General features: G+C 32.6%; 17 protein-coding genes and 1 riboswitch. All 17 genes read right to left on the bottom strand.

What is annotated here, in order from left to right; all coding sequences use genetic code 11:
- Nucleotides 1–167: 167 nt before the first annotated feature.
- Nucleotides 168–803, bottom strand: coding sequence for a cyclodeaminase/cyclohydrolase family protein (locus V6137_RS18380; protein WP_425449436.1), 636 nt, complete (start codon nucleotides 801–803; stop codon nucleotides 168–170).
- A 245-nt stretch (nucleotides 804–1,048) separates the two neighbouring features.
- Nucleotides 1,049–1,828 carry a formate/nitrite transporter family protein gene (locus V6137_RS18375; RefSeq protein ID WP_425449435.1) on the bottom strand — a complete coding sequence of 260 codons (780 nt, stop codon included), beginning with the start codon at nucleotides 1,826–1,828 and terminating at the stop codon, nucleotides 1,049–1,051.
- Nucleotides 1,828–2,394: a beta-class carbonic anhydrase gene (locus V6137_RS18370; protein WP_425449434.1), complete on the bottom strand. Its 567-nt coding sequence runs from the start codon at nucleotides 2,392–2,394 to the stop codon at nucleotides 1,828–1,830. The genes V6137_RS18375 and V6137_RS18370 overlap by 1 nt, the downstream gene beginning before the upstream one ends.
- A 107-nt stretch (nucleotides 2,395–2,501) precedes the next feature.
- Complete coding sequence (locus tag V6137_RS18365; protein WP_425449433.1) at nucleotides 2,502–2,948, bottom strand: MOSC domain-containing protein; 447 nt, start codon at nucleotides 2,946–2,948, stop codon at nucleotides 2,502–2,504.
- Nucleotides 2,941–3,420, bottom strand: coding sequence for a cyclic pyranopterin monophosphate synthase MoaC (gene moaC / locus V6137_RS18360; RefSeq protein ID WP_425449432.1), 480 nt, complete (start codon nucleotides 3,418–3,420; stop codon nucleotides 2,941–2,943). The genes V6137_RS18365 and moaC overlap by 8 nt, the downstream gene beginning before the upstream one ends.
- Nucleotides 3,421–3,422: 2 nt before the next feature.
- The gene (gene moaA, locus V6137_RS18355) at nucleotides 3,423–4,379 is read right to left on the bottom strand and encodes a GTP 3',8-cyclase MoaA (RefSeq protein WP_425449431.1); all 957 of its coding nucleotides are present in this window, start codon (nucleotides 4,377–4,379) and stop codon (nucleotides 3,423–3,425) included.
- On the bottom strand, nucleotides 4,369–6,291 hold the full coding sequence (locus V6137_RS18350; RefSeq protein WP_425449430.1) for a molybdopterin biosynthesis protein: 1,923 nt from the start codon (nucleotides 6,289–6,291) through the stop codon (nucleotides 4,369–4,371). The genes moaA and V6137_RS18350 overlap by 11 nt, the downstream gene beginning before the upstream one ends.
- Nucleotides 6,292–6,303: 12 nt before the next feature.
- A complete protein-coding gene (locus V6137_RS18345; protein WP_425449429.1) occupies nucleotides 6,304–7,530 on the bottom strand; it encodes a molybdopterin molybdotransferase MoeA in 1,227 nt (408 codons plus the stop codon).
- A complete protein-coding gene (locus V6137_RS18340; RefSeq protein ID WP_425449428.1) occupies nucleotides 7,517–8,161 on the bottom strand; it encodes an energy-coupling factor ABC transporter ATP-binding protein in 645 nt (214 codons plus the stop codon). The genes V6137_RS18345 and V6137_RS18340 overlap by 14 nt, the downstream gene beginning before the upstream one ends.
- 13 nt (nucleotides 8,162–8,174) lie before the next feature.
- Nucleotides 8,175–8,852 carry an ABC transporter permease gene (locus V6137_RS18335; protein ID WP_425449427.1) on the bottom strand — a complete coding sequence of 226 codons (678 nt, stop codon included), beginning with the start codon at nucleotides 8,850–8,852 and terminating at the stop codon, nucleotides 8,175–8,177.
- Between the two features lie 10 nt (nucleotides 8,853–8,862).
- Nucleotides 8,863–9,696, bottom strand: coding sequence for an ABC transporter substrate-binding protein (locus V6137_RS18330; protein ID WP_425449426.1), 834 nt, complete (start codon nucleotides 9,694–9,696; stop codon nucleotides 8,863–8,865).
- 113 nt (nucleotides 9,697–9,809) lie between these two features.
- Nucleotides 9,810–9,928: riboswitch (molybdenum cofactor riboswitch) on the bottom strand.
- Nucleotides 9,897–10,679, bottom strand: a complete 783-nt coding sequence (fdhD, locus tag V6137_RS18325; RefSeq protein ID WP_425449425.1) for a formate dehydrogenase accessory sulfurtransferase FdhD — start codon at nucleotides 10,677–10,679, stop codon at nucleotides 9,897–9,899. It overlaps the preceding riboswitch by 32 nt.
- Nucleotides 10,672–11,274: a molybdenum cofactor guanylyltransferase gene (gene mobA, locus V6137_RS18320; RefSeq protein WP_425449424.1), complete on the bottom strand. Its 603-nt coding sequence runs from the start codon at nucleotides 11,272–11,274 to the stop codon at nucleotides 10,672–10,674. The genes fdhD and mobA overlap by 8 nt, the downstream gene beginning before the upstream one ends.
- A 15-nt stretch (nucleotides 11,275–11,289) precedes the next feature.
- Nucleotides 11,290–11,790: a MogA/MoaB family molybdenum cofactor biosynthesis protein gene (locus tag V6137_RS18315; protein WP_425449423.1), complete on the bottom strand. Its 501-nt coding sequence runs from the start codon at nucleotides 11,788–11,790 to the stop codon at nucleotides 11,290–11,292.
- A complete protein-coding gene (locus V6137_RS18310) occupies nucleotides 11,783–12,283 on the bottom strand; it encodes a ferritin-like domain-containing protein (protein ID WP_425449422.1) in 501 nt (166 codons plus the stop codon). The genes V6137_RS18315 and V6137_RS18310 overlap by 8 nt, the downstream gene beginning before the upstream one ends.
- 11 nt (nucleotides 12,284–12,294) lie before the next feature.
- The gene (gene fdhF / locus V6137_RS18305; protein ID WP_425449421.1) at nucleotides 12,295–14,967 is read right to left on the bottom strand and encodes a formate dehydrogenase subunit alpha; all 2,673 of its coding nucleotides are present in this window, start codon (nucleotides 14,965–14,967) and stop codon (nucleotides 12,295–12,297) included.
- A 113-nt stretch (nucleotides 14,968–15,080) separates the two neighbouring features.
- The coding region (locus tag V6137_RS18300; RefSeq protein ID WP_425449420.1) for a DUF362 domain-containing protein at nucleotides 15,081–15,631 on the bottom strand (551 nt) is incomplete at its 5' end.

The raw sequence follows: 15,631 nt of genomic DNA, 5'->3' as shown, positions 1-15,631 counted from the left end.
CGCCGACTTCCTTCAGATTCCACCTCACGGTGGACACCCTTGTCTTCAGCTAGCACCTATATCACCTTCGGTGTTCGGGACTTTCACCCTATAGACTGTGTCCATGCTGGGCACACATAAAAAAGGACCCTCATATACTGGGGTCCTAATTCTCCATCTATTGTCCTTTATAATGCCTTGTATACTATTTCAAGAACCTCTTCTTTTAACTGATTTCCTTCTTTAAGCATCTCTTCGCACTTCTTATTCTTAACTTCAACATATTCACTATCTTTTATTGAACCTAAGTTTATTTTTACATTAAATAGTGCTCCTTCTAAGCCTGCGTAAGCAAGTAATGCTCCAACTCCAGCATCTGTTATAGCATTTTGATTTCCATAAAGTGCAAATACTTTTTGAAGTTTTAATACCTCTAGACATTGAATAGCAGTATCTAATGGAACTTCTAATGCTTCCTTAGTTGCTTCTTGTATAGCTTTACTTCTTGCTTTTTTCTCTTCTTCAGTTTCCTTAGGCATTTTAAATGCTTTCATAACCCCATTGAAAGAAGTAGTATCTTCATCAACTAATTCATTTAATCTTTCAACAAGACCCTCTACTTTTTTAAAGTTTTCATCTAACTGTTTTTGTTGTTCTTCAGTTAGTTTATCATATGCCTTTCTTCCTATGGTAAGATTACCTACCATTGTTGTTAAAGCAGCTCCTAAACTTCCCACTAAAGCAGCAACACTTCCACCACCTGGAGCTGGCTTTTTACTAGCCACATCAGCTACAAATTCCTTTGCTGTTAAATCCATTAACATTGTTATCCCTCCTAAATATTAATTATATATATAAACTTATTATTCTCACCTTATGTATAGCTATATTCTAACATATATATTTTTTAAAGTCTATGTATAGTTTTAACAATAGTAATTTATATCAATAGGTGTTTTATCTAATTTCCACCGTTTATTATAGTCTTAATCAATTATATTTTTGTGAACAATACATAAATAGGACCTTAGGTCCCATTTATGTTTGAGTATATAATCCCTTCTTTATTTTAATTATTTTCCTTATAAACGATATAATATACAACCGGTACTATTACAGCTCCACCTAATATATTACCTAAAGTAACGGGAATTAAGTTAGATGTCCACATTTCTACCCAACTAAAACTTCCACCTAATAATTTTCCTAAGGATATAAAGAACATATTAGCTATACTATGCTCAAATCCAGAAAGAACAAACATCATAATAGGGAACCATATTGCAAATATTTTACCTATAACCTGCTTAGATGCACTCGAGAACCAAACAGCAAGTACAACTATTATATTACATAATATGGCCCTCAAAAATGCCTGACCAAAGGATAAACCTACTTTTGCTTCTGCTATTGCTATTGCCTTATTGGCAATATTTGATCCTTGCCCATATAATCCTGCTTTTTCTATTATTAATGCTAAAAGTATTGATCCTATGAAATTTCCCAAATATACTAATATCCAATTTTTGAGCATCTTGTTTATTGTTATTTTTTTATCCATTAATGCCATTGTCATCAAATTATTCCCAGTAAAAAGCTCCGCTCCAGCGACTAATACTAACATAAGTCCAACGGGGAATACCGCAGCCCCCATAAATTTAGCAATTCCCACATCAAAACTACCCAATGTTTGCATTACTGTAATATCTGCATGGGCTCCAAATCCTATAAACATACCTGCAAATATTCCTAATAATAACATTCTAGCCGTTGATAAACTTGCTTTTTTTATTCCTGCATTAATAGTTGCTGTAGTTATTTCCGTTGGGGATAACATTTTTTTATCCATTATAATTCTCCTTTCTCTTTATTCCCATCTACTATAATTTCTATTTCTAAAGAATTCGTATCAATTAAAAGACCATGTACTTTTATATCTGTTGGAATGAATGGAGATTTTTTTATTTTATCTACAGTATAAATAACGTTTTCTTTTTCATCATCAATTATACCTGTCCACTTTAAAAGATCAATTTTATTAATTGCCTGTTCTTCTATTCCTCTATCTAACATAGCCTTTTTTATATCTTCTATGTTCTCCTTCGTCATTCCACAATCCCTATGTCCCACAACAAAAACTTCCTTTAATCCCATCATTATGGTTCCTAATGATATTGACCTTATAACATCACTACAATTATCCCTTATGGTATTTCCTGCATTTTTTAGAACCTTTACTTCTCCCCTTTTAAAGCCCATAGCCTCTTCTAAAACTCCAACTAATCTTGTATCCATACATGTAAGTATTAATGCCTCTTTTTTTGCGTGACTAGATAAATACTCCTCCCGTCCCTTTTCTTTCCTATTTTTTACATAAGACTTGTTTTTCTCCAATACTCTATCCAACAAAGACATATAAACACTCCTAGTTTTTGTTTATTTTTAATCATATACTGACTTTGACAATTATACTAAAAATTATTAATTATATCAATGGTTTTTTTAGGATATTATCCTTTATTTTACTCTTCAATAATTTCTATTATATCATCTTTTTTTATATTTCCACCTTGTAATATTTTAGTGAATATACCTTCCCTTGGCATTACACAATCCCCAACTTCTTTAGCTATTTCACAGCCTTTATGACATTTCTTTCCTATTTGTGTTACCTCTTGTATAGTTTCTCCTATTCTAATTTTTGTGCCCACCGGAAGGTCGTATAATGTTATTCCTTCTGTTGTTATATTTTCTGCAAATTTTCCCGTGCATAGGCCCTCTATGCCCATGTTTTTCATTTTGTTTATACTCTCAACCCCTAATAAACTAACCTGTCTATGCCAGTTTCCTGCATGGGCATCTCCAACTAAACCATGATTTTCTCTAAAAGTACCTTCATCTATTGGAGTCTTTATAACTCCCTTTTTTTCACTTATATTTATCGCTACAACTTTACCTATTTTACTCATCTTTACCCTTCCTTTCATATGGTCCTGATTTTCCTCCAGTTTTCTTAATAAGTCTTATATCCGATATTTCCATATCTTTGTCAATTGCTTTACACATATCATATATAGTAAGAGCAGTCATAGACACTGCTGTTAATGCTTCCATCTCAACTCCAGTCTTCCCTCTAGTTTTTACTGTAGACTCTATTAAAACTTTATCTTCTAATATTTCAAACTCAATATTAGCTCCCGTTAAAAAAATATTATGACACATTGGTATTAAATCACTGGTCTTTTTCGCCCCCATTATTCCACCGATTTGGGCAACCGATAAAACATCTCCTTTTTTTATTAACCCTTCTTTTATCTTTGATATAGTTTCCCTTTTCATATTTATAGTACCCCTAGCCACTGCAACCCTTTTCGTATCATTTTTATCAGTCACTTCCACCATATGGGCCCTTCCACTTTCATTAAAGTGTGTTAACTTCATAATTATCCTCCTATTTCAAACATATTTCTTTTTATATATTGCCCTTCCTCTAAGTTATGGGACTCTGGTTTATTATATATTTCCTTTAGTATAATTTCCTTTAGGTCTTTTCCCTCTCTAATAACTTTTTTTAAATCTATTTCATCATCAGAATGAAGACATAGTTTAAGTTTTCCAGTTGAAGTAATCCTAACCCTATTACAGTAATCACAGAATTTACATGTTATAGGATTAATAATTCCAACTTTCCCCTTCCCCTCTGGCATTTTATAATAAATAGCCGGTGATGATGGGTCTTCGCCTTTTATTTTCATTAGTTCCCTTACCTTATCTAATACTATGTCATTTGATATAAAGTTTTCAATTGCCCAGTTTTGAGCTTCCCCAATTGGCATAAGTTCTATAAACCTAACATCTATATTATCCTTTACTGTTAAATTTACAAAGTCCCTTATTTCATGGTCATTAAATCCCCCTATTAAAACAGTATTTATCTTTATTGGCGATAATCCAACCATTCTAGCCTCATCTATTCCCTCTAATACCTTTGTTAGGTCTCCACCTCTAGTAATCTCTTTATATTTATTCTTATTTAGAGTATCTAGACTAATGTTAACTCTATTTAGCCCTCTATTTTTCAAGTCCTTAGCATATCTTTTTAGTAATAGTCCGTTTGTAGTAATTGCAAGGTCCTTTATTCCTTCTAACTGCCCTACATTACTTATTAAATCTAATATCCCCTTTCTAACAAGGGGTTCTCCCCCTGTTATTCTTACTTTATCTATCCCCAGACTAACAAATACTTTTATTATCTCTTCAGTTTCTTCTAGTGTTAATATGTCATCATGATCCCTTTTACATATTCCCTCTTTAGGCATACAATATTTACACCTCAAGTTACATAAATCGGTAACCGATACCCTTAAATAATTTATTTTTCTTCCAAAACTATCCTTCACTCCACTCAACTCCTTTAGGAGAAACTACTTCTATAGAACCTGCATTATCGGTTTTATATCCTCCTAAGGTTTGCAGCTGATTTTTAAATTCCTTAGACTTTAATATATTTATAAATCTTTCTATTCTTTCGTCATTTAATAGTTCATAGGGAAGTAAAAAATCATAATCTTCATAACCAACTTCAACAAAATCTAAGTTAAGGGCATTTGCTGCCGCCTTTATACCTAGCCCTGTGGTTGCCATGTCTGATTTTACTGCCATTGAAACTGCCATATGGGTATTCATTTCTCTATCATATCCCCTTATGTCTTTACAATCGATACCTAATCCTCCAAGATTATAATCTAATAATACCCTAGTTCCTGCTCCCCGTTGTCTATTAACATATTCTATATTATCCCTAGTTAAATCATTAAAATCCTTTATATTATTGGGATTACCCTTTTTTACTATAAATCCCTGTAATCGTTTTACTCCTTTAATTAAGGCCATTTTCTTTGATTTAAAATATTTTTTTATATAATCAACATTATACTTTCCAGTACCTGTATCTAATAGATGTATAGGAGATATATGACTTTCTCCCCTTAACATAGCCATTACGCCCCCCATACTTCCCACATGGGATGAAATTAGTGGTATCTTATCCCTTATTATATCCATAATTAAATCATGACTACCTATTGAAACTATTGTACTTTTTATTTCACTGGTAGGTTTTAATAAGTTAACTTTAACCAAGCTTCCAGCCTCCATACCTTCACTTTTTCTAGGTATAGACAATATACCATCCGCCTTCACTAAGCTCATTGTAACCCCAGCACCACTGGACAATGGAGTTGCAACAAATTTATTATCTACATATCCTAGGTTTACCCTAATAAACTCTTCATTTTTAAAGGATGATACCAAACGTTTAGTTAAAACTGCATCTACAGTATCCCCATTAGTATCTTTTTTACCTATATATTTATATATTAAAGGCTTTACAAAGGTTTCAAAGGATAAATATGATGATACAGGATATCCAGGAACCCCTATAACTGGTTTACCCTTTATAACTCCAAGTATTGTTGGTTTACCAGGCTTCATAGCTATCCCATGGACAAGTACCTCTCCAATTTCCCTTATCACTTTAACTGTGAAGTCTTTACTCCCCGCCGAAGAGCCTGCATTTATAAGGAGTATATCATTTTCTTCAATTCCCCTTTTAATAGACTCTTTTAATATAGCATAGTTATCTTCAACTGGAGAATATCTATTGGGATTTCCCCCATATTCCCTTATAAGTCCCTCAAATACCCTAGAATTAGAATCTATAATTGTCCCTTCTTTGATATCATTAACTTCCTCTACTATCTCTGAGCCCGTGGGAATTATACCTACTCTGGGCTTTTTATATACCTTTATCTTATTTATTCCTCCTGATATTAATGCCCCTACATCTATAGCCCTTATTTTATGTTTACTTGGAAGTATCATTTCCCTTTTTACTATATCTTCCCCTATGGGCCTAATGTGTTGCCATGGATAGGCAGGTTTTATAATTTTAACTTTTCCATCTTCTAATTCCATAACATCCTCTATCATTATTACTGCATTATACCCATTTAAAATAGGGTTTCCAGTATTAATATATACAAAATCTTTATTTTGTTTTAATGTAATGGGATTTCTTTCATTAGCTCCATAGGTTTTCTCTGCATCTACAAGTATCCCATCCATTGCTGCTGCATTATATGATGGTGAAGATACCTTTGCATATACTGCCTCAAAAGTTACCCTTCCTAAGGAGTCCACAATATCTATTTCTTCATACTGTTTTTTTATATCTATATTATTTAAAAACTTATGTCTTGCTTCATTTACAGGTATATTACTTATATAAATATTTCTATCTCCTTTTTTCATCTAATCACTCCTTTAGAGAAAATAAACTTCCTTTTTGTCCCCTTTATTTACTCCCTCTTCATGGGACTTTATTATTATATATCCATCCGCCTTTGATAATAATGTAATCATGCCAGATTTACCAAATATGGGATTTATATAAGTTTGTCCATTTGTATCTTCTATCTTGACCATCTGATAAGTTTCCTTACCCGGATTAGAGTGAACATTTGAGTTCATTATTCCCATAGTTTTATTTATATTTCCATTAAGCCCCAATATCTTTTCTGTAATATACTGAACAAATACCTTAAATATTATTATAGAAGACACTGGATGACCAGGTAACCCAAATATTATTTTGCCATTTCCTTCCCCTATCAATGTTGGTTTCCCTGGCTTTATTGATACTCCATGGACAAATACCCCTTCCCCATTAAAGGAGTCCATAACATCTTTAGTATAATCTCTAGTCCCCACTGAACTACCACCGGATATTAAAACTATATCTGATTCTTTTATGCCCTTTTTAACCTCTGATTTTAATAACTGAAAATCATCCCTTACTATTGTCTTATTTACTATTTCTCCTCCTATTTTCTCAACTAGAGAGTGTAGTGCATATCCATTTATATCCCTCACCTTGCCAATGGTTACCTCTTCATCTATATCTACTATTTCGTCCCCTGTTGATATAACATAAAATTTTATTTTTTTGTATACTACTACCTTTGAAATACCAATAGCCGATAGAGCACCTATATCTTGGGGAGTTAGTCTTTTTCCTCTGGTAAATAGGTTTTCTCCCTTTTTTATATCACTACCTTTATATATTATATTTTCTCCAAATGATATTGGTTTATGAACAAATATAGTGTCATTATCTAATTTTTCTACATTCTCAATCATTACAACTCCATCGGCCCCCTTTGGTATCATTCCTCCAGTGGGAACATAGATGGCTCCACCTGATTTTATAATTTTGTCTGTAGTTTCCCCCATATGGACTTCTCCTAAAAGATTTAATACACTTGGTATGGCCTCGGTAGCTCCATGACTATCACTGCTCTTTATTGCATATCCATCCACTGTTGATCTATCGAAGTTAGGAACATTATTATGGGAAATTACATCTTTATATAGCACTCTATCCTGTCCTTTTAAAATATCAACTGTCTCTGATTCTATTTCTACGTTATTAAACTTTTCTAACATCAGTTTTTTTGTTTCATCAACCGATAAAACATTAAAAAATTCCATCAGTTTTATCCACCTTCCCATAGTTTAAGTATATTAATTTATCACATAGTTGTTTTGCCATATCTATATTATGAATCACTATTATTATAGTGTTATTGTCATTTCTATAATCCTTTATTATATTTTCCATAGTATTTATATATTTAAAGTCAATACTGGCCATAGGCTCATCTAATAGTAATACCTTAGGTTGAAAGATTAAAGCCCTAGCCAAATTAACCTTTTGCATTTCTCCACCGGATAATAGGTTTCCCTTGTTGTTTTTTAAGTCTTCTATATTTAATTTTGATAATATATTTAAAACCTTAGAGTTAATCTCTTTCTTATTAAATTTTCTAACCTTTAAAGGGTAGGATATATTCTCATAAACGGTCCTTCTAAATAAATAGGGTTTTTGAAAAACAACAGTCATATTCTTATATATCTCTTTATCTAATCTTTTGTTATCATAGGTTATTACTCCGTTATAGTCATAATCAAGTCCACCGATTATATTTAAAAGGGTACTTTTACCCGATCCATTTGGTCCTATTATTCCTGTTATCTTTCCCTTCTCTATATTTAAATTTTTTATATCTAATATTAATCTCTCATCATAATACTTTTTCAAATTTTTTATAGATATTTTCATAAATTCACCATCTTTATTCTTTATATATTAAGCTGTTTATGGTAAATGAAATAAATAAAAGTACAAGACCTAGGGCTATGGCCATGGGGTAATTTCCCATCGAGTTAAACATTGCTATTGATGTGGTTATAACCCTTGTATGTCCCTTTATATTTCCTCCAACTATCATAACTGCTCCAACTTCTGATATGGCCCTAGAAAATACTGTTACCACATTTATAAATAAATCTCTTTTTAATTCACTTATTATTAAGATTATTATATCTCTTTTACCAGCCCCAAGGGTTAATCCAATTTTTTCTATGTTCTTCCCTCTGTTTTTAGATAAATTATAGGTTAATCCCAATCCTAAAGGGATTATAAGAAGAGTTTGGGCTATAATCATTGCCCATGGTGTATATAATAATTGCAATGAGCCAAGGGGACCTCTTCTAGATATTATTATTGCCACTATAAGCCCTACAACAACCGATGGTATACTCATCAATGTATATAATATTCGGGAAAATATCTTTTTCCCAACAAAGTCTTTGATTCCTAAATAAACCCCTAGGGGGATAAATATAAAAGAAGATATAATTGTTGCTGTAATGGAAACAAAAAGGGATAAAAATATTATCCCATAAACCTCTTTGTTAAATGTTAATAATAAGTTTATCCCTTCTTTTAATCCCTCTAATATATAATCCATTTTTTATCTCCTATTTCCCATTGGGAGTAAATAAAGGCATTCCAAACTTCTCTTTTCCATACTCTCCTATTTTTTCTTGAGTATCTTTAGATAATAACCAGTTTATAAACTCTTCTGCACCTTTATTATTTATATTTTCATTTTTATCTGGATTTACAGGTATAACTCCATATTGATTAAATAACTTTTCATCCTTCTCTAATAATATTTCCAAATCAAGTTCATCCTTTAAATTTAAATATGTTGCCCTGTCTGTCATTGCATATCCTTGTTTTTCACTGGCTACTTTTAACGTATCTCCCATTCCACTTCCTGTTGATACATAAAAATCTCCCTTAGGTTCTATACCCGCTTCCTTCCATAGAGCTTTTTCCTTTTTATGGGTTCCTGAGTCATCTCCCCTTGATACAAAGGTTGCTTTATTTTCTTCAATAAGTTTATATCCCTTTAAAACATCACTTTTTGCATTTTCCTTAATATTTACAGGGTCATTCTTAGGTCCCACTATTACAAAATCATTATACATAACATCTTTTCTATACAGTCCATGTCCTTCTTTTACAAACTCCTCCTCTGATGGTTTGGCATGAACTAATAATACATCTGCATCTCCATCTCTACCTTTTTGTAGAGCTGCTCCAGTTCCAATTGCTACAACCTTCACCTCTATACCTGTTTCTTCCTCAAAGCTTGGTAATATCTCATCAAGTAATCCACTATCCCTAGTACTTGTTGTTGTTGCAAGTACTATACTTGATGACTGGTCACCTTCATCTCCACTACAACCTACTACTAATCCCATTATAAGGGATAAAATAATTAATACTGATAAAACCTTTTTCATTTGTTATTCCTCCTTCTTTTATATATAATAAAGAGCCCCTAAAAGGGGCTCTTCAAGACATTATATAAAATTACACATAACAAAAATAATATATATTTTTCCATATATAATTAAAATAAATCTTGAATTTCCCTTTCCAAACACGGGAGGCATAAAGGTTTCCCTCTACACCCATCGGTCTTATCTTCATAACAATAGTTTTAGAAGGTAAGACTCGGAAAATCCGAATATATATTTAATTTTTTACCCCTAGCAAATCCAATTAATAATATATTTAATTCTCTAGCCATCTCTATGGCCAAGCTTGTAGGGGCAGATCTTGATATTAATACAGGAATCCCTCTTTTAGCTACTTTTATTAGTATTTCCGATGATACCCTACCACTGGTTAATACCATTTTATTATCCAGTCTTATATTCTCTATTACTGTTTTTCCTATTATCTTGTCTAGGGCATTATGCCTTCCTATATCCTCTTCAAATATTAGAATATCATCTTCACTACATAGTCCGCAACTGTGTACTCCTCCTGTTTTTAGAAATATCTCTGACTTCTTATTGAAACTTTTAATTAGACTAAATATATTCTCTTTATTTATACTAATCTTTTTATCTATTTTTTTTGTTTTAAAGGAATCTATTACATTATAAAATATGGTTCCTTTTCCACATCCTGTGGTTATTGTTCTTTTCCCATTTAACTTTTCAGCCAGTATACTTTCTTTATTGGTATATACATATGCTATACCCTTATCTTCATCTATCTTTATATCATTTATATTATCTTTAGTTTCTATTATCCCTTCAGAATGGAGAAATCCTATTGCTAAATATTTTAGTGATTTTGGGCTACATAAAAAGGTTACAAACTCTTTATTATTTAGATATATGGTGAATGGGTATTCCACCACCACATCATCTTTTTCCTCTATTGCTGTGTCACCTTTTATTCTCATAATATTATATTTTTTAATATTATTCATTTTTAATTCTCCTAATATAACTATTTAGGTCATCTTTAGTATTTAAGTTTAAAAACATATCCCAATTGGGACTAAATTTTCTAGCAACTACCTCTTCTATATATAGGCAATTTAAGTTTTTTATAAGGGAAAGTATAGACCTTTTATTGCTATATAGATGTCCTTCTATAAAAGGTAATATATCGACAGAATAAAACCCATTAAAGGGCTCTATCCAATCCCTTATTTTAGTTACACAAACCTCTTTCTTAGTTTTCATAATATTTTTCTTCATATATCTTATATAGTCAATGTTTATATTAGGCATATCACATGCCGTAAAGTATACATATTTGCTATTTGCCTCCGAAAGGGCTGCATGTATTCCGCTTAAAGGACCCTTTTTTTCTATTCTATCTGTCACTATCTTACTTTTAATGCCTAAATATTTTTCAGGTTTATTTGTAACTACTATTATTTCATCAAACTCTTTTTTTAGATTTGATATAATACCATCAATAACCCTTCTTTCATTTACCTTTAGAAACTGTTTATCAAAACCCATTCTAGAACTTTTGCCACCGGCTAGAATAGCCGCACTTTTAAATAGTTCCATTTATATCACTATCCTTTATTTTCTAGCACAATCATAATCCCTTCCAGTTAGTATAGAAAGACCATGGTCTATACTATCAATTACAAATTCCAATGATTCTTCCACAGCCTTTGGACTACCGGGTAGATTTATTATAAGACTATCTTGTCTTATTCCTGAAATAGCCCTTGATAGCATAGCCCTGGGAGTTATTTTTAAACTATAGCTTCTTATGGCCTCAGGTATACCTGGGGCTAATCTCTCAACAACATCTCGAGTGGCCTCAGGGGTAACATCCCTTTTACTAAATCCTGTTCCCCCTGTTGTTAAAACCAAGTTTAGTTTAAGACTGTCACACATATATAGCATTTCTTCTGATAATTTTTCTCTATCATCGGGAAGTATCTTATATCTAACCACTTCATAGCCCTTATTTTCTACTATTTTTTTTATAACTTCTCCACTTTTATCCTCCCGTTTACCTTCATAACCTTTATCACTGGCTGTAATTATACCTACTGTAAACAATTTAACCACCCCATGGTAAAGTCATATATTCATTCATCATTCTATCATATTCCTTTTTAAATAACTCTTCATGTCCATCTTCCCATTTAGCCAACATATTAAATATTTCTTTAGCCTTTATATCTTCAACGTTGGCTGCTGCCTTTCTATAAAACTCGGCATAGTCCCTCTCTATTAAATAGGCCATCCTTAATATTGTCATATCCGGTATATCCGATTGTTCTAAGGTTTCTTTTAGATATTCCGATTCTTCCCTTGATTTAAATATATCCTTTTCCCTATCGGCTATACTTGGGTCTAACTTTTTAAATTCATTGTTATTTGTATACTCATCTAACTGTTCCTTTAAAAAGTCATAATGATCCATTTCTACCCTTGCTAAATTCTCAAACATTTTTTTACTTGTAGGATTTACAAATTCCTTAGCCTTCTCTTTAAAGAATTTATGTCCATCTAATTCCATTTGCATAGCATATTTAAAGATTGCTTTTATATTTGCCAAAGTATCCCTCCTTAAATCTTCTCTATATTAACGGCAGCTACCTTAAGTTCCGGTATTTTAGCTATAGGATCCAGCTCCGTATTTGTAAGAACATTAGCTGCTCCATCGGCAAAATGAAAAGGTATAAATACAACATTTTCATCAACTATATCAGTTATTTTTACCCTAGTATTTATACTTCCCCTTCTAGATGTAACTTTAACCAGTTCTCCCTCTTTTAATTCAAGCTTATTAGCTGTAGCTGGATTAATTTCTATATATGATGATGGTGATTTTTCATTTAAACCATCTACTCTACCGGTCATGGTTCTTGTATGATAATGATATAAAACCCTTCCATTGGTCATTATAAATGGATATTGTGTATCTGGATTCTCAGCACTCTTTACATGATCTTGAGGCATAAATAACCCCCTACCTCTAGCACATACGTTTTTATGAAGATACTTGGTTCCAGGATGATCCTTTGTTGGACAGGGCCACTGAAGACCTATCTTATCTATTCTTTCATAATCTATTCCACCATATTGGGGAGTTACCGTTGCTATTTCATCCATTATTTCAGATGGTGAAGAATACCTTTTATCGTATCCCAATACATTCATTATTTCCATTATAATCTTCCAATCTCCCTTTGTTTCTCCAGGAGCATCAACTGCCTTTCTTATTCTTTGTATTCTTCTTTCACTATTTGTAAAGGTTCCATCCTTTTCTGCAAAGGATGCTGCCGGTAAAACCACATCTGCTTTTTCTGCGGTTTCTGTTAAGAATATATCCTGTACAACTAAAAATTCAACATTATCTAAAGCCTTGCTTATATGATTTATATCTGGATCAGAAACCATAGGATTTTCTCCCATTATATATAGGAAATTAATATCCCCCTCTTCTGCTCCATGCATTATCTCAGGTATTGTCTTTCCAACCTTTGATGATAATTTTACATCCCAGGCATCCTCAAACTTTTCTATTACTTCAGGTTTAAATACTTTTTGATATCCTGGTAAGTCTGCAGGTAAGCCGCCCATATCACAGGCTCCTTGCACATTATTCTGTCCACGAAGGGGATTAACACCAGCTGATTCTTTACCTATATTTCCGCAAAGTAATGAGAGATTTGATACAGCCATAACCCCATGGGTTCCTGTTTTATGCTGAGTTATACCCATGGCATAGAATATTCCTGCTTTATTTCCCTTTGCATATATTCTAGCAGCTTTTCTTATATCCTCTGGGTCTATGCCACAAATTTCTCCTGCTTTTTCTGGAGTATAATCCTTAACTAAATTTATTAGTTCCTCATAGTTTTCAGTTCTGTTTTCTATATACTCTTTATCTTGTAAATCTTCTTCTATTATTACATTCATCATAGCATTTAACATAGCTATATTAGTCCCGGGTTTTATTTGTAAAAATACATCTGCATCCTTAGCTAAGTCTATTCTCCTTGGATCTGCTACTATTATTTTGGCCCCTTTAGCTTTGGCTTGTCTCATTTGTGACCCTATTACAGGATGGTTTTCAGTGGTGTTAGATCCTGTTACAAATATAACATCGGCATCCTTAACCTCTCCTATACTATTAGTCATAGCTCCACTACCTAACGTTGTTGCAAGACCTGCAACCGTAGAGCTGTGTCAGAGTCGAGCACAGTGATCAACATTATTAGTTCCTATAACTGCCCTAAACAATTTTTGGAATAAATAATTTTCTTCATTGCTACATCTTGCCGATGTTAATCCTGCAAAGGCATCGGCACCTTTATTTTCCTTTACTTCCTTCGCTTTTTTAGATATTAATTCATAGGCCTCTTCCCATGATGATTCAACGAATTTACCCTCTTTTTTTATTAGTGGTTTTTTTAGTCTATCGGGATGGTTTATAAACTTATATCCAAACTTCCCTTTAACACATAATAAACCATTATTTGATGGTCCATCAGCAGGTTCAACTCCTAAAACTTTATTATCTTTAACCATTAGGTCCATCTGACATCCTACTCCACAATAGGAACACGTGGTTCTAACCCTTTCAGCTTGAGAAAGTCTAAACCCATTATTGTTTTTAGGCATTAATGCCCCAACTGGACAAACAGAAACACAGTTACCACAGGATACACAGACTGTATTATCTATATCTTTATCAAATTCTGCTCCAACATGGGATTTAAAACCCCTATCTATAAATGTCAAAGCATTTGTACATTGAAGTTCATTACATACCCTTATACATTTTCCACAGTTTATGCACTTAGTCATATCCCTATAGTAAAAAGGATTACTATTGTCTATAGGATATTTATTTCTCTCTCCCTCATAAACAACCTTTCCCACATTAATCTCTTCACAATATTGTTGCAACTTACATGATCCTGCCTTTTCACATGTTAAACACTCCTGGGGATGGTCTGAAAGAATTAACCTTAATATTTCCCTTCTAGCCTCTCTTACTTTTTTAGAATTTGTTTTTATCTTCATCCCGTCTCTTACCTCTGTTGAACAGGATGTTTGTAGGGTTCTCATACCTTCTATCTCTACAACGCATAATCTACAGGCAGACTGGGATTTTAGTCTATCATCATGACAAAGAGTAGGGATGTTAATCCCCATATCCCTACAGACTTTAAGTACTGTATAGTCTTTATTAACCTTTATTTCTTTATTATCTATGGTTATATTAACCATTTATTTTTCCTCCTTTCAATCACCGTAACTTTCCTAAACTAGTCAAGCAATTATATCACTAATTAAACAAATTTTGTATTGTAATAATTCATAAATTTAAAACATGGTAAAAATTACTTAGTTATAATAGCCCCAAATGGACATTTTTCAATACATGCTCCACATTTAATACATTTTTCCCTATCTATAATATGGGGATTTTTAACCTCACCTGTTATTGCATCAGCTGGACATGCCTTTCCGCAAAGGGTACATCCCTTACATTTATCTTCTATAATATAATAAGACACTAGATCTTTACATAATCCCGATGGACATGTTTTATCATTTACATGGGCTTCATATTCATCTCTAAAGTGTTTAAGTGTTGATAAAACTGGGTTCGGTGCAGTTTGTCCAAGTCCACAAAGAGATGCTGACTTAATAGTTTCTGCAAGTCTTTCTAGTTTATCTAAGTCTTCAGGTTCACCTTTACCCGCTGTTATTTTATTAAGAATCTCTAACATCCTTTTAGTTCCTATTCTACATGGTGGACATTTACCACAGGACTCTTCAACTGTAAAGTCTAGGAAGAATCTTGCTATGTCAACCATACAGTTATCTTCATCCATAACTATCATTCCTCCGGAACCCATCATGGAACCTATTGCTGTTAGTGAATCAA

Source organism: Dethiothermospora halolimnae (assembly GCF_037577855.1).
GTDB lineage: Bacteria > Bacillota > Clostridia > Tissierellales > VENL01 > Dethiothermospora > Dethiothermospora halolimnae.
The sequence above is the reverse complement of the archived record's forward strand: the minus strand, read 5'-3'. Positions and strand labels throughout refer to the sequence as shown.